The 20,116-nt window shown below is 35.9% G+C and carries 16 protein-coding genes, 1 rRNA gene and 1 pseudogene; 13 read left to right on the top strand and 5 right to left on the bottom strand.

Annotated elements, in window-relative coordinates; all coding sequences use genetic code 11:
* Nucleotides 1-104 precede the first annotated feature (104 nt).
* Complete coding sequence (locus AC1M36_RS19530; RefSeq protein WP_479846118.1) at nucleotides 105-1,523, bottom strand: amino acid permease; 1,419 nt, start codon at nucleotides 1,521-1,523, stop codon at nucleotides 105-107.
* A gap of 426 nt (nucleotides 1,524-1,949) precedes the next feature.
* On the opposite strand from AC1M36_RS19530, the gene AC1M36_RS19525 reads away from it, so the two are divergent.
* The 8 genes from AC1M36_RS19525 to AC1M36_RS19490 all read left to right on the top strand — a co-directional run bounded on the left by AC1M36_RS19525 (nucleotide 1,950) and on the right by AC1M36_RS19490 (nucleotide 9,829).
* Nucleotides 1,950-2,663, top strand: a complete 714-nt coding sequence (locus AC1M36_RS19525; protein WP_336453020.1) for a C39 family peptidase — start codon at nucleotides 1,950-1,952, stop codon at nucleotides 2,661-2,663.
* Nucleotides 2,664-2,894: 231 nt separating this feature from the next.
* Nucleotides 2,895-4,070 (top strand): M20 family metallopeptidase, encoded by a 1,176-nt coding sequence (locus AC1M36_RS19520; RefSeq protein ID WP_336453021.1) that lies wholly within the window; start codon nucleotides 2,895-2,897, stop codon nucleotides 4,068-4,070.
* A gap of 1 nt (nucleotide 4,071) precedes the next feature.
* Nucleotides 4,072-4,269, top strand: coding sequence for a DUF3311 domain-containing protein (locus AC1M36_RS19515; protein WP_336453022.1), 198 nt, complete (start codon nucleotides 4,072-4,074; stop codon nucleotides 4,267-4,269).
* Entirely contained in the window at nucleotides 4,266-5,738 is a 1,473-nt protein-coding gene (locus AC1M36_RS19510; RefSeq protein ID WP_479846117.1) for a sodium:solute symporter family protein, read from the top strand. The genes AC1M36_RS19515 and AC1M36_RS19510 overlap by 4 nt, the downstream gene beginning before the upstream one ends.
* Nucleotides 5,739-5,858: 120 nt before the next feature.
* Nucleotides 5,859-7,328 carry a spore germination protein gene (locus AC1M36_RS19505; protein WP_336453034.1) on the top strand — a complete coding sequence of 490 codons (1,470 nt, stop codon included), beginning with the start codon at nucleotides 5,859-5,861 and terminating at the stop codon, nucleotides 7,326-7,328.
* Between the two features lies 1 nt (nucleotide 7,329).
* Nucleotides 7,330-8,445 carry a GerAB/ArcD/ProY family transporter gene (locus tag AC1M36_RS19500; RefSeq protein ID WP_336453024.1) on the top strand — a complete coding sequence of 372 codons (1,116 nt, stop codon included), beginning with the start codon at nucleotides 7,330-7,332 and terminating at the stop codon, nucleotides 8,443-8,445.
* Complete coding sequence (locus tag AC1M36_RS19495) at nucleotides 8,429-9,613, top strand: Ger(x)C family spore germination protein (protein WP_479846116.1); 1,185 nt, start codon at nucleotides 8,429-8,431, stop codon at nucleotides 9,611-9,613. Before AC1M36_RS19500 ends, AC1M36_RS19495 begins: the two co-directional genes overlap by 17 nt.
* Nucleotides 9,614-9,682: 69 nt before the next feature.
* Nucleotides 9,683-9,829: a hypothetical protein gene (locus AC1M36_RS19490; RefSeq protein WP_174100232.1), complete on the top strand. Its 147-nt coding sequence runs from the start codon at nucleotides 9,683-9,685 to the stop codon at nucleotides 9,827-9,829.
* 68 nt (nucleotides 9,830-9,897) lie between these two features.
* Here the strand turns inward: AC1M36_RS19490 and AC1M36_RS19485 are convergent, their stop codons facing one another.
* Genes AC1M36_RS19485 through AC1M36_RS19475 form a run of 3 tightly spaced genes read right to left on the bottom strand, consistent with a single transcriptional unit; the run spans nucleotide 9,898 to nucleotide 12,252 of the window.
* On the bottom strand, nucleotides 9,898-11,298 hold the full coding sequence (locus tag AC1M36_RS19485; RefSeq protein ID WP_336453026.1) for a nucleoside recognition domain-containing protein: 1,401 nt from the start codon (nucleotides 11,296-11,298) through the stop codon (nucleotides 9,898-9,900).
* A complete protein-coding gene (locus AC1M36_RS19480) occupies nucleotides 11,276-11,998 on the bottom strand; it encodes a FeoB small GTPase domain-containing protein (RefSeq protein ID WP_336453027.1) in 723 nt (240 codons plus the stop codon). The genes AC1M36_RS19485 and AC1M36_RS19480 overlap by 23 nt, the downstream gene beginning before the upstream one ends.
* Nucleotides 11,995-12,252 carry a FeoA family protein gene (locus tag AC1M36_RS19475; RefSeq protein ID WP_336453028.1) on the bottom strand — a complete coding sequence of 86 codons (258 nt, stop codon included), beginning with the start codon at nucleotides 12,250-12,252 and terminating at the stop codon, nucleotides 11,995-11,997. The genes AC1M36_RS19480 and AC1M36_RS19475 overlap by 4 nt, the downstream gene beginning before the upstream one ends.
* Nucleotides 12,253-12,765: 513 nt before the next feature.
* On the opposite strand from AC1M36_RS19475, the gene AC1M36_RS19470 reads away from it, so the two are divergent.
* The 4 genes and pseudogenes from AC1M36_RS19470 to AC1M36_RS19455 all read left to right on the top strand — a co-directional run bounded on the left by AC1M36_RS19470 (nucleotide 12,766) and on the right by AC1M36_RS19455 (nucleotide 16,406).
* Nucleotides 12,766-13,668, top strand: a complete 903-nt coding sequence (locus tag AC1M36_RS19470) for a phosphate ABC transporter substrate-binding protein PstS family protein (protein WP_336453029.1) — start codon at nucleotides 12,766-12,768, stop codon at nucleotides 13,666-13,668.
* A 70-nt stretch (nucleotides 13,669-13,738) separates the two neighbouring features.
* Nucleotides 13,739-14,629: a phosphate ABC transporter permease subunit PstC gene (pstC, locus tag AC1M36_RS19465; protein WP_336453035.1), complete on the top strand. Its 891-nt coding sequence runs from the start codon at nucleotides 13,739-13,741 to the stop codon at nucleotides 14,627-14,629.
* Between the two features lie 2 nt (nucleotides 14,630-14,631).
* Nucleotides 14,632-15,549, top strand: a complete 918-nt coding sequence (gene pstA / locus AC1M36_RS19460) for a phosphate ABC transporter permease PstA (protein WP_336453030.1) — start codon at nucleotides 14,632-14,634, stop codon at nucleotides 15,547-15,549.
* Nucleotides 15,550-15,727: 178 nt separating this feature from the next.
* Nucleotides 15,728-16,406: pseudogene (locus tag AC1M36_RS19455) on the top strand (P-loop nucleotide/nucleoside kinase family protein).
* Between the two features lie 77 nt (nucleotides 16,407-16,483).
* Here AC1M36_RS19455 and AC1M36_RS19450 read toward each other — a convergent pair.
* On the bottom strand, nucleotides 16,484-19,528 hold the full coding sequence (locus AC1M36_RS19450) for an efflux RND transporter permease subunit (protein WP_479846115.1): 3,045 nt from the start codon (nucleotides 19,526-19,528) through the stop codon (nucleotides 16,484-16,486).
* A 476-nt stretch (nucleotides 19,529-20,004) separates the two neighbouring features.
* On the opposite strand from AC1M36_RS19450, the gene AC1M36_RS19445 reads away from it, so the two are divergent.
* Nucleotides 20,005-20,116: ribosomal RNA gene (locus AC1M36_RS19445) — 16S ribosomal RNA — on the top strand; the annotation flags it as partial.

Raw genomic sequence — 20,116 nt, 5'->3', positions numbered from 1 at the left:
CATGATTGTAGGAATTTTAAGATAATTAAAGTTATACCAGCATATCCAAGAAATAGAAAAAAACTATCTTATCATAAAGTAAGATAGTCGAATATTTTATATATTTAGTTTATTATTTGTTTAATATTTCGTTTCTGTTCAAATGTGACAACTTTTTTATATTTAACTTGGTACAAGATATAGCAAATAATCATAAATGGAATCCCGCAGTAAAGCGCAATGCGTTGATCCGGTATGAAAGCTAAACTAATGAATGTAATGAAATTTAAAGAAAAAGCTAAGATTGGAACAATTGGATAAAGTGGCGTACGGTATTTTAAATCTTTTATATTTCCACCATTTTTTATAAATTCTCTTCGGAAGAAAAATTGCGAAGCTGCAATCGACATCCAAACAACAACTGCTGCCATTGCGGCAATAGATGTTAATACTAAAAAGACAGTATCTGCTGCAAATACGCTTGTTAGTAGCGAAAGACTTGCAAAGATTAAACTGAAAATTAATGCATTTAGTGGCACACCTTTTTTCGTTAGCTTTGTAAATATAGGACTTGCCATGCCTTGTTTTGACATTGCCCAAAGCATACGTGAATTTGCGTATAATCCTGAATTTGCTACAGATAATACAGCGGTAATAATAACAAAGTTCATAATGTCTGCTGCATATGGAATTCCCACTGTATCAAAGACAAGTACGAAGGGACTTTCTACAAGATTTGCCTCTTGCCATGGAAGCAGTCCAACAACAACAGCAATTGCTAATACGAAAAAGAATAGCGTACGCCAAATTGTGTTTTTTATTGCTTTTGGAATTGTTTTTTCAGGTTTTTCACTTTCACCTGAAGCGATACCAATCAATTCTGTTCCTTGGAAGGAGAAGTTTACTGTAATCATCGTAAATAGAATGGCTAACACACCGTTAGGGAATAGTCCGCCATTTTCTGTGAAATTATGTAGCATTGGTGCTGGTTTTCCATTGAAATCTAGGAATCCAAACATAACGGCGCCTCCAAGTACGATGAAGACTATGATCGTAGCAACTTTAACGCTGGCAAACCAAAATTCTGCTTCTGCATATGCTTTTGCTGATAAAGCGTTTACAATAAAAAGTAATGCCGCAAATATAACGCACCAAATCCATGAGGAAACATCCGGAAACCAGCGCTTCATTAAAATACTAACAGTTGTAAGCTCTACGCCAACTGTAACAGCCCAGTTTAACCAATACATCCAGCCAACGACAAATCCAAAACCAGGTGAAATAAATCGGCTTGCATAACTTTGAAATGAGCCCGCTTCTGGCATTGCAACAGATAATTCACCAAGACAAAGCATTGTTAAATACATGACGAAACCACCAACTAAAAATGCAAGAATGGCTCCACCAGGTCCAGCATTATGGACAATTTGTCCTGATCCCATAAATAACCCTGTACCGATAACACCTCCGAGTGCAATCATAAAAAGGTGTCTGCTTTTCATTGTCCGTTGTAAACTTGTTTGTTCTGTATTTGTTTGATTCATATTCCCTTCACCCCGTGTTCTTTTCCTTGTTTGTTGTGCTCGATGCATCTCGAGCATGCTTCATTTCACTAATCATTAGTGGGGGATGAAAAACATACTGATAGTAGTTTTCTGTATATCACTATAGAAATCAATTCTGTATATTTTCTGGGTGTAAGAGTGGTGATAAAAACAACTATGATTAGTTTCTAATTTCATGTTTTGTGAATGAAAGAAAGCTCTTTTTAAAACACATAACGTTTTTGATTATAGCGAAATATTCTGAAAAAGTACATATTATTTTTCTTTTAATTACAAAAAATTAGAATTTTAAAACAGTTAAATTGAATAATAATTCATATAATCTTTCTAGCAAACAAGGCAGAAGAAAGGTACAATACAAAGAGTGGTGTTTGATGAAAATAATGATGTAATGGAGTTTTGAATATGTTAAAGAAATTCAAATATATATGTATGATAGGGATTGTACTTGTTGCTATTATTTTTATAGGGAAAAATACAATTCTTCAAAAAGTCCAAGAGTTACGAGTGAATTTTTTGTTTGATATGAAAGAAACAGCTATGATTGAAAATGTTCCATTCATAAAACAACTTCCGGAACTGCAGCGAGGTTGTGAGGTTACAAGTTTAGCAATGTTATTGCAGTATAAAGGTGTACAAGTAGATAAGATGCAACTTGCAAGTGAAATCAATAAAGTTCCATTTAAAGAAAATAACCTTCGAGGAAACCCTTATGAAGGATTCGTTGGAAATATTTATACGAAGGCTGAGCCTGGATACGGTGTGTATCATGGGCCTATTTTTAAACTTGCCGAAAAGTATATGCCTGAAAAAACCATTGATTTAACAGGAAAAGATATTCAGGATATTTATAAAGTTATTAGTTCAGGTTCACCAGTATGGGTAATTGCCAATACGACGTTTCAACCCCTAGCTGAGGGTAGTTTTGAAACATGGAATACAAATAACGGTGATATAAAAATTACATATTACGAGCATAGCGCAGTAATTGTTGGATATGATCAAAACTACGTATATATGAACGATCCGTTAGCTAACAATCCGAATAAAAAAGTATCACGTTCTGAATTTGAAAGAGCATGGGAACAAATGGGGAAACAAGCGATTACTATTCTATGAAAATAAAAAGCTACCTAATTAGGTAGCTTTTTATTTTTTTCGTTATTCAGGATTGAGAACATTTCTACCTAGAAATTCAGAGAAAATAAAGAGGTTAGATGAAGAGTGCAGAAAAAACGATGCTTAAAGATACGCTCCTCATTAAAATAAATAATATTCAGAATATTATTTATTTTAATGAGGATTCAAGTTATAATAACATTTAACTTGGTGAAGAAAGGAAGAGGATAAATGGATGAAGTAAAAGATATTGTTCTTTCTAAAGAACAATTAATAGAATGGAGAAGGCATTTTCACAGGTATCCGGAGTTATCTTTTCAAGAAGAAAAAACATCTCAGTATATATACGACATACTTCAAAAAATTCCTCATCTAGAACTCTCACGACCGACAAAGTATAGCATCATGGCAAGATTAATTGGTACACATCCCGGGAAAGTGATTGCAATCCGTGCAGATATGGATGCGCTTCCCATCCAAGAAGAAAATCAGTTTGAATTTGTTTCTACACATCCGGGAGTGATGCATGCATGTGGGCATGATGGTCACATTGCGATGCTCCTTGGTACTGTATATGCGCTAGTAGAGCAAAGAGAAAAAATTAAAGGGGAAATTCGTTTTCTATTTCAACATGCTGAAGAAAATTTTCCAGGTGGTGCACAGGAAATGGTTGCAGCAGGCGTGATGGAAAATGTGGACTATATTATTGGAGCACACCTTTGGGCGTCTTTAGAAGTGGGGAAGGTTGGTGTCATTTATGGTCCAGCGATGGCAGCGCCTGATGTGTTTAGAATTACAATAGAAGGAAAGGGCGGACATGCCGGTATTCCGCATGAAACAGTCGATAGCATTGCTATTGGTACGCAGGTAGTTACGCAGCTTCAGCAAATCGTATCACGTCTTACGAATCCGTTAGATTCTCTCGTTCTATCTGTAACGCAATTTCATGCCGGAACAACACATAATGTAATTCCAGAGCAAGCGAAGATTGAAGGTACGGTAAGAAGTTTAAAGCATGAGTTACGAGAACAAACTGCGCAGCGAATTGAAAAACTTGTTAAACATATTACAGAATCTTATGGCGCAAATTATAAATTTTCATATGAGTACGGCTATCGTCCAGTTGTAAATGATGAACAAGTTACACAACTTGTCGAAAATGCAGCGCTAGAAATTTACGGAAGGGAACGAGTCATACGGTTACAGCCGACGATGGCGGGAGAAGATTTTTCAGCCTTTTTACAAGAAGCGCCAGGTACATTTTTCTTCATTGGTGCTGGAAATAAAGAAAAAGGGATTGTATACCCGCATCACCATCCTCGTTTTACAATTGACGAAGATGCATTGCCAATTGGGGTTGAAGTTTTTGTTTCATCTGTTTTGAATTTTATGAGAAAAGGAGAATGAGATGAAAAAAATACACGTATTAGCACTTATTCCAGTTCTTTGTTTAGTTGTTGGACCAGTGTTTACAAATTCAGTTACTCCTTATGTACTTGGGATGCCATTTTTATTGTTTTGGATTTTACTCTCTGTATTTATTACATCTTTTTGTATGGGATTTCTATATTGGTTAGACCCTGCTAATAAGGGGGAAGCGGAATGATAGCACTTATTATTATTACTTTGTTTTTATGTTTGTCTTTATTTTTAGGAATTCGGGCACAGCGCGGGAAAGATATGAACTTAGAACAATGGTCTGTTGGAGGCAGAGGGTTCGGAACGATTTTCGTCTTTTTGCTTATGGCCGGAGAGATCTACACGACGTTTACATTTTTAGGAGGTAGTGGCTGGGCGTATAGCAAAGGTGCTCCTACATTTTATATTTTAGGATATGGGGCACTAGCTTATATTTTATCTTACTTTTTATTGCCGCCGGTTTGGAAGTATGCAAAACAGCATGGGCTTATTTCACAACCGGATTTCTTTACAAAAAAATATAATAGTCAGGCACTTGGGATTATCGTATCGATTATCGGTGTCGTTTCAATTATTCCGTATCTTGTACTGCAACTAAAGGGGCTTGGAATTATTGTTTCTGAAGCTTCGTATGGAAAAGTATCACCAGTTTTTGCAGTGTGGATCGGTGCGATTACAATTACAATATATGTAATGATTTCTGGTATACACGGCTCTGCTTGGACAGCTGCTTTAAAGGACATTATGATTTTATTTATCGTTATGTTTTTAGGAATATATTTACCGTATCATTATTACGGAGGATTTCAGCCGATGTTCGAGGCTGTAGAAGCGGCGAAGCCAGGGTTTTTAGCTCTACCTGAGCAGGGAATGAGTATTTCTTGGTTTGTTTCTACAATTATATTAACAGCACTAGGGTTTTATATGTGGCCACATACATTTGCTTCAGCTTTTTCGGCCAAAAGTGAAAAAGTTTTTCGGAAAAATGCGGCGATTATGCCTTTGTACTCTTTAGTATTACTCTTTGTATTTTTTGCTGGCTTCGCTGCTATTTTACAAGTGCCAGGATTACAAGGAGCGGATGCAGATCTATCGTTATTCCGCCTTGCTATTCAAACTTTTGATCCGTGGTTTATTGGTATTATCGGTAGTGCAGGATTATTAACGGCCTTGGTGCCAGGGTCTATGCTCGTAATGGCGGCTTCGACGCTACTTGCAAAAAATATTTATCAGGTTCTAACGCCGTCTGTATCAGATCAGCAGGTAGCAAGGGCTGCAAAACTATTTGTTCCTGTTGTAACACTTGTTGCTGTGTTCTTTACATTTAAAGGCGGGGAAACAATCGGTGCACTTCTTCTTATGGGATATAGCATTGTTACACAGCTTTTTCCTGCACTAGTTTGTAGTTTGTTTCATCGTCAATTTGTAACAAAGCAAGGCGCCATTGCTGGAATGGGAGTTGGTTTAATAGTAGTTGCTTATATTACATTGTCTGGTTCGACTATATCTAGTATGTTTCCATCCTTTCCACAATATATTAAGGATTTAAACGTGGGTATTGTGGCGTTAGTGGTAAATATTATTGTCATGTTTGTAGTGAGCATTGTGACTAGAAATATTGAAGTGACGCGCAATTCTACTGTGTTGGAGAAATAGGAATGGTATACAGTAAAAAAGTTATCTTTCTTTAGGGAGGTAGCTTTTTTCATTGCATACATTTTCCCTAGATGGAGAAATATAACGGTAATATCTTGAGAGGAAAGTTAGGTGAGGAAGATGACGAGTTTAGAGGCGAACGTATCTGCAATTACAAAATCTATTCGAGACACGTTACAGTCTCCAAATGATTTAACAGTACGAGAGTTTGCACTTTCTTCTTCCTCTACGCGATGTGCGGTTATTTTTCTATGCGGGCTTTCGGATAAAGATTTAGTTTATCGATTTATTATCCGTCCACTGCAACAAGAAGATATTCCAAATAAGGCATCAATTATGCAAACGTTATTAGACGGATTTATTTCTATAGGTGAAGTAAATATAGTAAAGAAATTCCCGGATATTATTAATTCTGTTCTAGTGGGAGATACCATTGTTTTAATTGATGGAATACCTAATGCATTAGTGATTAATAGTCGGGCGTGGGAACGGCGAAGTTTAGAACCACCGATTACAGAAAACATCATTCGAGGTCCGAAAGTAGGATTCACCGAGGATATTGCAACAAATAAAATGTTAATTCGACGTGACTTACGTGATCCGAAACTTCGATTTCAATCTTATATTATGGGAAAACGTTCTCAAAAAGAAGTTACATTAATTTATATTGAAGACATCATTAACCCGTACATTGTAGCAGAATTAAAACGACGATTACAATCAATTGAAACAGATATGATATTAGACTCTGGAAAAATCGAGCAGCTACTTGAGGATAATAACATGTCACCTTTTCCACAATTTTTAAATACAGAAAGACCAGATAGAGCGATAGCTTCTTTAGCGAAAGGGAAGGCGGTTCTTTTAGTCGATGGGTCTCCGTTTGCAGTTATTGCACCTATGGTACTTGTCGATATTTTTCAATCGCCAGAAGATCATTACGAAAGATGGATTATTGGCAGCTTGCTAAGAGGGCTTCGTATCATGGCTGGACTTATGGCAATCTTACTTCCAGCGGTATATGTTGCGCTTGTTTCCTATCATCAAGGACTTATTCCATCTAATCTTGCATATTCAATCGCTGGAGCAAGAGAAGGGGTGCCATTTCCTGCTTATATTGAAACCATTATTATGACATTAACGATGGAGTTAATTCGAGAAGCGGGGCTTCGTTTACCTAAGCAAATTGGACAAACCGTTGGGATTGTAGGGGGGCTTGTTATCGGAGAAGCAGCAGTAAGTGCTGGGATTGTTAATCCTTTTATGGTTATTGTGATTGCTGTCACGGCTATTGCTACCTTTTCCTTGCCTGTGTATAGTATAACGATTACATTCAGGTTTTTGTTGTTTGCATTTATTTTAGCAGCTACTATGTTTGGACTATATGGGATTACTTTAGCACTAATTGCATTAGCAATACATATTACGAATTTAAAAAGTGTTGGAATCCCATATTCTACGCCACTCGCTCCTGCTTTTTATAAAGATTGGAAAGATGAAGTGGTATTGTTGCCTAGGGCAATGTTAAAGACGAGACCAGATTATTTGCAAACGCAAGATAAAACATTACGTTCAAAGGAGAGAAAATAAATTGAAACCGTTTGAATACGGAGATGAAGAAATTGGATCTCGGGAGTTAACATTTGCAGTATCTTCAGTCATTATTGGTACAGGAGCGCTTTCGATGCCCCGGGTGATTGCGGAAAAGACGCTTTTTACAGACGGCTGGATTATATTATTGCTTGGTGGATTGATTTGTGCCTTTTTTGCTTGGGTTATTACAAAAATAGCAAATTTATTTCCAAAACAAACGTTTTTTCAATATACAAGTACATACTTATCGAAGCCAGTGGCTTTTTGCGTAACAAGTATTATGATATTAACATTCACTGGAATTACTGCGTATCAGGCGCGAGCAATTTCAATTATTTCACAAACATATTTATTCGGTAAAACGCCTATTGAACTTCTATCTTTTTTTTACTTACTTGTTGTTATCTATGGAGTAAGTGGTTCTAGAGCAGCGTTACTTCGGCTTAATTTGTTATTTTTGCCAATTGTAGCGAGTGCCATTTTTGCTTTGTCGTTATTAAATATAAATTTAATGGATACTCATAATTTGTTGCCGCTCTTTCAGACAAAATGGAGCCAGTATGCTCTTGGGATGAAGGAATCGATATTTACATTCATTGGATTTGAAATCGTTTTATTTTATTCCACAATTGTGAAGCAAAGAGACAAAGCGCCTTTAGCTGCTGCAAAGGGAGTGATGATTACGAATTTATTATATATCCTCATGTATCTTACTTGTATTACTGTTTTTTCTTATTCTACGACAAAGAGCTTGACGTATCCTGTTATTGAATTAGGGAAGGAGATTGAAATCGGTGGGGGATTTTTAGAACGTTTTGATGCTATTTTCTTTACGACTTGGATTATTACAATTTTTAACACAACGGCTATGTATTATGATATTGCTATAATAGGGTTTTGTTCAATGTTTCCTTCTATTAAAAAGAAAACATTTATTTTTGTAAGTGCACCAATTATTTATCTGTTTAACATGCTTCCTGAAAATGTTACGAAGTTAACTCAGTATGGTACCTATTTAGCTTGGGTAGATATGGCGTGCGTTATTATTGTCCCTATTCTCGTTTTTATTGTTTATAAAATAAAGGGGGGCAAAAGTAGTGAAACATCTCCATAAATATATTTGTTGTATTGTTTTGGTTATATGTATGACTGGCTGCTCAGAACGGAAAGAGATTGAAGAGAGAGGTTTTGTTGCAGGAGCAGCTTTTGATGTTGTAAAAGAAGAGGAAGAAAGTGAATCAAAGAAACCACCTCGTATGAAAGGAACATATCAACTTGTCTTACCGAGTGCGTTAGCGCAACAGGGAGGAAAAGGTGGAGGTGGAGCTGAGGATAATTATATCAATATTAGTGCAACCGCTGATAGTATTTTTGCGCAAGTTCGCGAGATATCAAAAAAAATTAGTCGGTCTTTATTTTTTCCCCATATCCAAGTTATAGTTTTTTCAAAAGATTTATTAAAGCAACAAAATCTGTTAGAACAAACTTCAGATATCTTTTTTCGTGATCATGAAATGAGGAGGAATATTAGAATTTTTATCTCTAAAGATCGAGCTGAAAAAATTCTGCAGCAAAGCTCGAAACCAGAAAAATTACCAGCAAAATATATTGATTTATTAGCAGATCATGCAGATGTTAATGCGTTTATGTTAGAGGCAGTTCGTCTTGGTGATTTACAAGAAATGATGATTGCTAAGAGAAGCTTTGTACTTCCGGTTTTACAATTAACAAAACAAGGTGTGAAAATGGAAGGAGCTGCTGTATTTAAAGGGGTTAATAATAAATTGATTGGCCTATTAACAGGGAAAGATACGCAAGGATTAAACTATATAATTGGAAAGAAAGCGACTGGTTTTATGACCATTCGAAAAGAAAAAAAAACAATCACGTATGAAATTCACAAACTAAGTCGAAAGATACATGCTTCCTTTACAAACCCTCGTCATCCGAAGTTTACAGTTGATATTTATCCTGAAGGTGTACTAGCAGAGGCGTATTTAGGTGGGAGTGGAACGATGTGGAATGAAAAGAAAATGAATACATACATCTCTAAAGAGATGGAAAATACAGCGATGAGAACGATAAAAAAAATGCAAAAAGATTTTAAAACGGATGTTCTTGAGTTAGGAGAGTATTATAAGCGGCATAATTATAAAGAATGGAAGAAGATAGAAAAAAATTGGGATCACGGAAAGAACTATTTTACTAAGAGTGACATCGTTGTTCGGGTTCATCCGGTGGTAGAACATTCAGGTTCTTTGGTGCCAGAAGGTGGTCAGTAATGTGGAGTTGAGTATCTTCTATTGATATTTTCCGTATCTTTAAATGTAAATAGGAGTGATAGTAATAATATGAAAATGCCTTCTATGTTTACGATTATAAATACGATTTTGATGGGGATTATCCCATATGCTGTTTATTTTTTGAATAAAAAAATAAAAAAATATGGTGCACAGCCGTGGGAAAATCCAAATGAAGATGAAAAAGGAAACCCGTAGATAGGTTTCCTTTTTATTCATCCCACTATTTTCGGGTAGTAAAAGCTGTATTGATGGAAGTTTCACTTTTATACAAGCCCTAACCAATGTACCAATTGTGCTGTTAGGAATGTAACAACAATGGCGATAACGGTAGGGATTGCAAATGCTAGAAATGTCCATTTCGGGCTTTTTGTTTCTTTATATATGTTAACTAGTGTGGTTCCACATGGGAAATGAAGAAGTGAGAACAGCATTGTGTTTAATGCAGTTAACCAAGTCCAGCCATGCTCTAAGAACAAGTTTTTAATTTGGTTTAAATCATCTATTTCTGTTAAAGCGCCAGTTGATAAATAAGACATTAATAAAATTGGAATGACAATTTCATTAGCGGGTAATCCAAGGATAAATGCAGCTAGAATGAATCCGTCAAGGCCTAGTAATTTAGCGAATGGATCTAAGAAATTTACAAAATACATAAGTAGGCTTGTGTCGCCTATATAAATATTTGCTAATATCCAAGTAAATACAGCCGCAGGTGCAGCTACAATTACTGCACGTTTTAAAACATATATTGACTTATCGAGTGTGGAACGCACAATTGTGTTCCAAATTTTCGGCTTACGGTATGGTGGTAATTCTAACGTATAGTGAGTTGGGACACCCTTTAAAGCAGTTTTTGATAATACCCAAGATACTGTTAAGGTGACAATAACCCCAATTACAACCATTCCGACTACAACACCTGCTGTAACAAGTGTTTGCATACTACCAGTATAGCCGGCAGCCATAAATAGTGATGCCATTAATATTAATGTAGGCCAGCGTCCATTACAAGGAACGAAGTTATTTGTTAAAATCGCTAGCATACGCTCGCGTGGTGATTCAATAATACGAGTTGACATAATGGCAGCGGCGTTACAACCAAATCCCATTGCCATTGTTAATGATTGTTTTCCGTGAGCGCCAGAACGTTTGAATAAACGATCCATGTTAAAAGCAACACGTGGTAAGTATCCGTAGTTTTCTAATAAAGCAAACATAGGGAAGAAAATAGCCATAGGTGGTAACATAACGCTAATTACAGCGCCAGTACCACGGAATAGGCCAAGAATTAAGATGCCATGTAACCATGATGGTGCGTTCATCGCTTGAAACCAAGCGGTTAAATGACCTTCTGCCCACCCGAAAAACTCAGCAATCATATCAGAAGGCACGTTAGCCCCTGCAATTGTAAGATAAAAAATAACCGATAAAATTCCGAGCATGATTGGGAATCCGAATATAGGAGAAGTGAAAATTTTATCTAGTTTCTCTGAACGGTATAACTTATCAGTATTTGTGTACTGAACAGCTTCCTTACATATACTTGCGGAAGTTCGATAAATATCACCTACAATATCATCGCGTATATCCTCTTTTGTAAGTGTCTGTGCATGTTGAACAATATAATCTAATGGAAGAGCTTTATTGGCTGAGTGAGATTCCATTTATTACGACCTCCCTTACAAGCGGTTCCTTATGATGCTTTTGGAGTGCTGCTAGAAAATTTTTATCTCCATCTAATATGCGGAGTGCCACCCAGCGTGCTGGATAAGTATCTCCGAACACTTTATAAATCTCTGGTTCTAACTCCTGAATCATATTTTCAATTTGTTCATTATAAGTAATTTGAACTGGCGTAGGAATTAGTTTTTTATTGGCTACTTTGGCGATTACACTTAGTAAATGGTCAATTCCAACTCGGTTCCGAGCAGAGACTTTAACGACAGGAACTCCGAGTGACTTTGCTAATTTTTTCTCATCGATGATAATTCCTTTTTTTTCAGCCTCATCTATTAAGTTAATACAAACTACAACGTCTTTTGTCATTTCCATAACTTGCAAAGCTAAGTTTAAATTTCTTTCCATTGCAGTTGCATCCACAACAACGACAGTTACTTCTGGTTTTTCAAAAATGATATAATCACGTGCTACTTCTTCATCTGCAGAATTTGAATACAGGGAGTACGTTCCTGGTAAGTCAATGAGAGTATATATACTTCCGTTATGTTCATATTCACCTTCTGCTTTTAATACTGTTTTTCCAGTCCAGTTTCCAGTATGCTGTTTTAATCCTGTTAATGTATTAAATAATGTACTTTTACCGGTGTTAGGGTTTCCTGCTAGCGCAATGCGATGTTTTTTCATTTTGAATCATCTCCTATTAACTTCCCGAAAATGAGGGAACTTTCTTCACTACGCAGTGCAATGGTTGTATTGCTTACTTGATATGCAGTTGGATCCCCAAGCGGGCTTTTTTGCAATACTTTAATGGTAGCACCAGGAATAAAACCTAAATCTAATAAACGACGTTTCATAGTTCCTTCTAATTGTATCTTCTCGATTTGTACAAACTGCCCTGTTTGAAAATTTGAAAGGGGTTTGAGATTAGCCGATACCATAAAAGTTACCTCTTCTCTATATTTTTAGTCTTGATTTAAAAAGTTTGCTGAGGGAAACTTTTTGCTACTAATATAGTAGACTACATTGGATGATGTTGTCAATTTGTACTTTAAAAATATTCAATTATTTTTAGAATTGTTCCAATTTATTTTATTGTACAGAAAAATATTACTAAAATTATGTGGGATCAATGCGGAGTAACATCTATAAAGTTCAAAAAATGAGGGGATTTGTAAAGGTAGTTTTAACATCGATAGTGAAAAATAAGGTTTTATTTACGTTAAATTTACATTATTAAAAGTAAATTTACAATATGGGATAATTCGTGTGGATTCTTTTGGTTTTTTAAACGCAAAAAGTTGAAATATATAGGTTTTGAGGCATGTTACCTCTATTTACTTAAAATTAAAAATTGCTTAACACTAACACAATATTATTGTCCTACAATGAATTTGTGTTCGAAAGAAGTAGATGAATATGAAAAAGCGATAATCCAAATGGGGGTACAAGACATGGTTATGAAAAAAGGTATTAAATTTTCGTTAGCGGCATTAGTGGTTGCAGGTGCTTTAGTTGGATGCGGAAAATCAGAAAGCACAGGTAGTAAAGAAACTGCTAACGGTAGTAACAATGCAAAACAAGAATCGTCAGGTACAATTGCAGCAGCTGGTTCTACAGCTCTTCAACCTCTTGCTGAAGAAGCGGGTAAAAAATTCATGGAAAAAAATCCAAACGTTTCTATTCAAGTTCAAGGTGGCGGTAGTGGAACAGGGATTAACCAAGTGGCTTCCGGTGCGGTTCAAATCGGCAACTCTGATGTTCCATCTGCAGATAAAATAAAAGATCCAGAAAAAGCGAAAGAATTAGTAGATAACAAAGTGGCAGGTATTGCATTTGCGCTTGTTGTAAATAAAGATGTGAAGGTTGATAATTTAACTGTGAAACAAGTACAAGATATCTTCACTGGAAAAGTTACAAACTGGAAAGAATTAGGCGGTAAAGATGAGAAAATTAACGTAATCAACCGTCCGGCATCTTCTGGTACACGTGCTACATTTGAAAAAACAATTATGAAAGATGCGAAGATTAACGATGGAACAGGTACAACACAAGATTCTAACGGTGCAGTAGAACAAGCGATTAACTCTACTCCTGGCTCTATTAGTTATCTTGCAATGTCTTATATGGTGGGCGATAAAAAAGGTGCATTACAAACTGTGAAGATTGATGGTGCAGAGCCGAAAGTTGAAAATATTTCTTCTGGTAAGTATCCATTCTGGTCTTATGAGTATATGGTAACAAAAGGGGAAGCAAAAGAAGCTACAAAAGATTATATCGATTATGTAAAAGGTAAGGACTTCGAAAAACAAGTTGAAGATATGGGTTATATCCCAATGTCTAAACTGAATAAGTAAACATTCAACGGGGCTGGCTGCGAGGCCAGTCTTGTTCATTTCAATCTATAAAGTGGGGTTATGTCCTGTGATGAAGGGGAAAAAACAAATTAATTATGTAAAAAGTGAATATATCGGAAGAACACTTGTTACGTTTTGCGGTATATTTATTGTTCTTGTTACATTAGCGATTATTGCATTTATTTGCGGAAAAGGAATTCAATCTTTTACGCAAAGTGGTATTTCATTTTCTGAGGTATTGACGTCAACAAAATGGAATCCGAATGCTGATAAAGGATCATTTGGTGCAGTTATCTTTATTGTGGGTTCAACGCTTGTGTCATTAGGTGCAGTCGTTATTAGCGCGCCAATCGCACTTGCCCTTGCGATATTTATGAATTTAATTTCACCAAAGTTTGGGAATAAAGTGCTAAAGCCTGTTTTAGAATTATTAGTTGGAATTCCTTCCGTAGTATACGGTTTATTAGGGGTTACAATTTTAGTTCCGCTTTTACGTGATTCATTCGGTGGTGTTGGTTTTAGTTTAATTGCTGGTATTGTTGTACTAAGTATTATGATTTTACCTACTATTGCTAGTATTGCTTCCGATGCAATACGTTCAGTTCCATTTGATTACTTGGAAGCCTCTTATGGTTTAGGTTCGACGAAATGGCAAGCGATTAGCCGTGTTATTGTTCCGGCTGCAAAAAAAGGTATTTTAACAGGAATCGTTCTAGGGTTAGCTCGTGCTTTCGGTGAAGCGTTAGCGGTTCAAATGGTAATAGGAAACACTGTTAAATTGCCTGAAGGAATATATAGCCCGACGGCGACATTAACGGGTATTTTAACAATGGATATGACGAATACGCTAAATGGAACTGCATGGAATAACGCTTTATGGACATTGGCGATGATTCTACTTGTTATTTCATTCCTATTTATTTTAGTAATTCGAGCAATTGGCCAAAGAGGTGAACGATAACGATGAATGCAAGAAAAGTAAATAATATTTGGACGGGTATTTTATATGCAGTTGCTGCGTTTGTTGTAGCTTTACTTGTTTTCTTAGTATACGAAATTTTGCAAAAGGGATGGGGATTTTGGGATCCAAGTTTCTTGTTCGGAGAACCAAGCAATACAAGGGCTGGGGGTGGAATTGGTCCGCAATTATTCAACTCTTTCTATATGCTTGTTATCACCCTGATTATTTCCATCCCACTTGGATTAGGGGCAGGGATTTATCTTGCGGAATATGCGAAGCAAGGACGTTTTTTAGGTTTTGTTCGTTTATGTATTGAAACGATGGCGTCATTGCCTTCTATCGTTGTTGGTCTATTCGGTTTGTTGGTATTTGTTACCATGACAGGCTGGGGCTATACGGTAATGGGTGGTGCACTCGCTTTAACGATTTTGAATTTACCTGGTCTAACACGTGTTTGTGAAAGTGCCATTACAGAAGTTCCGTCTAATGTAAAAGAAGCAAGTCTTGGACTTGGTGCAACAAAGTGGCAAACGATTGTGCGAATTATTATCCCAACAGCATTGCCGCAAATTATTACGGGAGTTATTTTAGCTGCGGGTCGTATATTTGGTGAGGCAGCGGCATTGATTTATACAGCGGGATTAACATCACCAATCTTAAATTCGGCAGCTGACTTTTCAAGTCCTGCACATCCATTAAATCCATTTCGACCAGCTGAAACATTAGCGGTTCATATTTGGAAATTGAACTCTGAAGGGATTATTCCGGATGCGAAGTTAATTGCAACAAAATCAGCAGCGGTATTAATTATTATGGTTTTACTCTTTAATATCATTGCTCGTTTTACTGCATCTGTACTTCATAAACGTTTTACAGGATCTAAGAAATCTCGTAAAACAACGAAAGCAAAGGCAGCTTAAATGCTTGTACCCTTAATAAACGGGAAGCTCTCTGTTTGTAAAAACAGAGGGCTTTTTTGTGGTTTTAATATGCAAGATGGATCAAGTAATTTCATCTATAGGAGGAGTATAAGGAAAAGAAATTGTATATTTAACGATATAAATAAATACTGTAATATAAATAGGGAAGGTGTTGTTTATGTTTTTTCTTCAAATGTCAGGTTTTCCGGGTTCAGGAAAATCAACTCTTGCTAGACGTATAGCCCAAAATACAGGTGCAATTGTGATTGATCATGATATTGTGAAAACGGCCTTACTAGAGTCGTTGGAAACTCGTCAGATTGAAACGATGGCCGCTGGTGGAATTTCGTACGAAATCGAATGGGCCTTAATAGATTTTCATTTATCCCGCTACTTTAGGGGCAGTAATACTCCCACCTCAAAGTTCGGCGAAGCAAAGAAGTTAGGTGGGAGTATTACTGCCCGTAACGGCCCGATTGGTGAGGGCTAATAATCAGTGGGGGATGAAGAAAACCCCCGCTGATTAAAGTTTCACTTTATCCCAGGGGCATAATGTAATACTAGATAGCCCGTGTCTCTATATAGAAATGTTAGAAAAAGGAATAAAGGTGTTGCAGAAGTATAATGTGAAATACAAATATGTTGAATGTTACCTTAATGATATAGAAGAAATTAATAATAGGTTAAAGAAGCGAAAACGAATGATAAGTCAAATTGAGAAAGTGGAATCTGAAGAAGTGTTTAAAAAGTGGTTAGATGGTAGTAAACGACCGTCTGGTTTTACATATTTTGTTGTAGATTCTGGACAAATGTTAGAAGAATATATAGATGAAGTGATGACTTATATGAATGAGTAATCATGGAATTATAATTGTATATTCATAGTAGAAATAAAAAACGTTATCTTCAGAACAGAAGATAACGTTTTTGGATGTTAGGCTTTTGGTGTATCTATAGAAGAGTCTATTTTTCTACGTGAGCTTCGTTTTTTACCGAATTTATCTAACAATTCATACATAACAGGGACAACAACTAGTGTAAGTACAGTTGAAACTGCTAAACCACCAATTACAACAACTGCTAAACTTTTAGATACCATACTGCCGGCTTGTGATTGGCTGAATAATAATGGTAACATGGCTACTATTGTTGTAATAGCGGTCATGATAATTGGTCGTAGTCTTGTAGAACCTGCTTCTAGTAAAGCTTCCCGCGTCGTCATACCATGTTCTTTATTTTGTTGAACACGTTCGATTAGTACGATGGCATTTGTAACGACAATGCCAATGAGCATTAATGCGCCAATTAGTGCATTTAAGTCGACTGGTGTTCTTGAAATGATTAACCCTAAAATACCGCCAACAGCAGCTAGTGGTAAGGAGAATAAAATTGCAAATGGAGCGCGTGCTTGCCCAAAAGTGATAACCATAATTAAGTAGACAATCCCAATTGCGATACCCATGATTTTGAATAAATCGGTGAAGTTTTCTTGCATAGATTCAGTTGCACCAGCAACTTTAACTTTCGCGCCGCTTGGTAGGTCTAATTCTGAGATCGCTTTGTTCACTTCTGTAGTTAATTTACTTAAATCTTCATTTGTTGCTTCAGCAGTTATTTGAATGGTTTCTTTCCCATCTTTATGGAAAATCTCTGTTTGTAATTGTTTTTCTGAAATGGTTGCAATTTCTTTTAAAGGAATCAGTCCATTTATAGGAGATAGAATATTTGTGTTAAGGATATCATCTTTTTTATTTATATTGTCTTTCTTATTTTCTAGCATAATAGTTGTTTTTTCATCATTAATTGTAATTTGTCCAATAGGTGATTTCTTCATAAGAAATGAAACTTGTTGTCCTGCTGTTTCTGATGTTAATCCAACTTGTTCTGCTTTCGTTTGATCGATATGAATTTGCCACTCTTTTTTTGACTCTTCCATATTTGTTTTTACTTTAGAAAGACTGTTGATACTTTTTAGTTTTGTTTCAACGACATCGGCAGCTTTTTTTAAATTTTCATCGTTATTTGCTGTTACGTTAAATTGTAAGCTGTTGCCCCCGCCAAAATTAGAAAAGCTTGTTTTAGTATATTCAAATTCGGCTGGTTTAAAGTCTGTATGCTCTTTTTTTAATGTTTTGATATATTGATCAATATCTGATCCTTTTTTAAAGGTGACAAAAATAGTTGCAAGGTTATTTTTAGTTGTAAATCCAAACTGTGCATCTTCGGCACTAGAACCCATTCGTAACATAACATCCGTTATATCACTGTTAGAAAGTAATTTTTTTTCAAAATCAAAGGCTTTTTGCTTTCTAGACTCAAGATCGTAATTTGTTGGGAATGTCATATTAATTGAAAGCATCGTGTCGTCTTCTGATTTGATATTTGCTTTTGGTAGCAATATATAAGCGGCGATTGACCCAGCAAATAATAAGAAAGAAGAGAATAAAATAATAAACTTATGCGAAAGTGCCCATTTTAAAGTAGTTATATATTTTCTTGAAGGCTTTGGACTTCGTTGTTTTGTCTTTTTGAGTAATAAAAATGCCATAAGTGGAACAACTGTTAGTGCAATAACTAATGACGAAAGTATAGAGTATACAACTGCTAGTACCATAGGTAACATAAGTTCACCGATTGTACCTGATACAAGACCGATAGGTAAAAAGACAGCGACTGTTGTTAATGTCGAAGAGGTAATGGCGACTGCTACCTCTTTTGTTGCATCTAGAATGACGTCTTTTGAAAAGGTGTCCTTTTGCAAACGACGGAAGATATTTTCAATGACAACAATACTATCGTCAACGAGACGTCCAACAGCAACTGCTAATCCCCCAAGAGTTAAAATATTTAATGTAATATTAGATTGATCTAGTAAAAATAGCGTTAGTAAAATGGATAACGGGATGCTAACAACAGCGATAAGCGTTGTTCGAATACTACGTAAAAAGATTAAAATGATAAATGTTGTAGCGATTGCTCCTAAGATTACTTCTTTCCCCATACTTATAACAGCGTTTTCGACTTGTTCGTGAGTAGAGGATAGCAACTTAATTGTGTAAGTATCTTTATATTCTTTACTTATATTTTTAATTTTTTTATCGATTTCTTTCCCGATTTCAACAGCGTTTTTGCTAGGTTCTTTCATAATAACTAATCCAGTTCCCTCTTCGCCGTTTACATGTGTAACAGTGTCATGATGTTGTTTTGCTTCTACTTGCGCTATATCTTGTAATTTTACTTGATTTCCAAGTGCTATGTTCTTCACTTCATCTACATTTTTTACATTTCCAATGATACGAAGGTTGTGATTTTCGTTATTTACAGTGACCTGCCCAGCTGGAGTGGAAGTTTCTTTGCCTTGTAAAGCAGTCAATACTTGCTGAGGTGTCACGTTTTTCTGTTTCATTTGTTCTGGGTCTAATATAATAGATAGCTCGGATGTTGATTTGCCATAATACATAACGTTAGCAACGCCGTCGATATTTTCAAGTTGTGGAATGATTTCTTCTTCAATCTGTTTTTCGTCTGCTTTTGTAAAACCATTCTGTTTTTGAACGGTAATTTGTGCAAGTGGAATCATAGAGGTATTAAGTTGACTAACGACGGGCTTTGTAATTTCTTTTGGGAAATTTACGTTGTTGGTAATTTTTTCGACCTCGCGCGCGGCATCTTTCATGTTAGCTTTAGATGTATACGCGATATCGATACGTGATAACCCTTCATGAGTAGAAGAAGTGATTGTATCGACGTGTTCTAAGTTTCGAAATTGTTTTTCGAGAGGTTCGGTTACTTCTTTTGTTAATGTTTCAGCATCTAAACCTTGAGACATTGTAGTGACAGTTATTGCGGGGTTGTCGACACTAGGTAGAAACTCCATTGGTAATTTCGAACCAGAATAAATGCCGAGTACAGAAATGAGAAAAACCATGATGATGATAGCGGCTCGGTTTTTTAATGAGAATTTTGTTAACCTATCCATAAAAGTAATTCCTCCGTTTAATTTGTTTTTTAGTCTACTTTGTTACTATATAACAAAATCTGGATATTTTTCATTGATTAAATGTAAAAAGATTCTAAATTTACTCTTACGTAGAGAAGGAATGAGATTTTGTAAGTAAGAGCTAGAGAGTTGATTGGGTATTTTAGCGTTTTTGAAGTGAGGGAGAAGAAATTCTATTTAATATGAAATAAATAGGTGGAATTATGAAACGAAAAACTTTTTTATATTATTTTAAAAAAACACTTGTGATTTTAAAATGAGGATGGTATATTAATAAACGTCGCTGATGCGAGAAACGCAGGAAGCGAAGAAAGAAATTAAAAAACTTGGTTGACATCGAAAAACGAAGGTGCTAACATAAGGGAGTCGCCAATCGGCGATGGACAAGTTCTTTGAAAACTGAACGAAACAAACAACGTGAAACGTCAATTTTTATTTATGATGCTAGACAAACTTTATTGGAGAGTTTGATCCTGGCTCAGGATGAACGCTGGCGGCGTGCCTAATACATGCAAGTCGAGCGAACCGATTAAGAGCTTGCTCTTATGAAGTTAGCGGCGGACGGGT

It is taken from the genome of Bacillus sp. Medicinal_06, from assembly GCF_056711665.1.
The sequence above is the reverse complement of the archived record's forward strand: the minus strand, read 5'-3'. Positions and strand labels throughout refer to the sequence as shown.

Excerpts from the sequence above, each read along its gene's own strand:
- AC1M36_RS19505 (WP_336453034.1), top strand. The coding sequence starts at position 5,859 with ATGACGAGTTTAGAGGCGAACGTATCTGCAATTACAAAATCTATTCGA.
- AC1M36_RS19480 (WP_336453027.1), bottom strand. The coding sequence starts at position 11,998 with ATGAAAAAACATCGCATTGCGCTAGCAGGAAACCCTAACACCGGTAAA.
- AC1M36_RS19510 (WP_479846117.1), top strand. The coding sequence starts at position 4,266 with ATGATAGCACTTATTATTATTACTTTGTTTTTATGTTTGTCTTTATTT.
- AC1M36_RS19515 (WP_336453022.1), top strand. The coding sequence starts at position 4,072 with ATGAAAAAAATACACGTATTAGCACTTATTCCAGTTCTTTGTTTAGTT.
- AC1M36_RS19475 (WP_336453028.1), bottom strand. The coding sequence starts at position 12,252 with ATGGTATCGGCTAATCTCAAACCCCTTTCAAATTTTCAAACAGGGCAG.
- AC1M36_RS19485 (WP_336453026.1), bottom strand. The coding sequence starts at position 11,298 with ATGGAATCTCACTCAGCCAATAAAGCTCTTCCATTAGATTATATTGTT.
- AC1M36_RS19530 (WP_479846118.1), bottom strand. The coding sequence starts at position 1,523 with ATGAATCAAACAAATACAGAACAAACAAGTTTACAACGGACAATGAAA.
- AC1M36_RS19490 (WP_174100232.1), top strand. The coding sequence starts at position 9,683 with ATGAAAATGCCTTCTATGTTTACGATTATAAATACGATTTTGATGGGG.
- AC1M36_RS19450 (WP_479846115.1), bottom strand. The coding sequence starts at position 19,528 with ATGGATAGGTTAACAAAATTCTCATTAAAAAACCGAGCCGCTATCATC.
- pstA (WP_336453030.1), top strand. The coding sequence starts at position 14,632 with ATGAATGCAAGAAAAGTAAATAATATTTGGACGGGTATTTTATATGCA.
- AC1M36_RS19525 (WP_336453020.1), top strand. The coding sequence starts at position 1,950 with ATGTTAAAGAAATTCAAATATATATGTATGATAGGGATTGTACTTGTT.
- pstC (WP_336453035.1), top strand. The coding sequence starts at position 13,739 with ATGAAGGGGAAAAAACAAATTAATTATGTAAAAAGTGAATATATCGGA.
- AC1M36_RS19470 (WP_336453029.1), top strand. The coding sequence starts at position 12,766 with ATGGTTATGAAAAAAGGTATTAAATTTTCGTTAGCGGCATTAGTGGTT.
- AC1M36_RS19520 (WP_336453021.1), top strand. The coding sequence starts at position 2,895 with ATGGATGAAGTAAAAGATATTGTTCTTTCTAAAGAACAATTAATAGAA.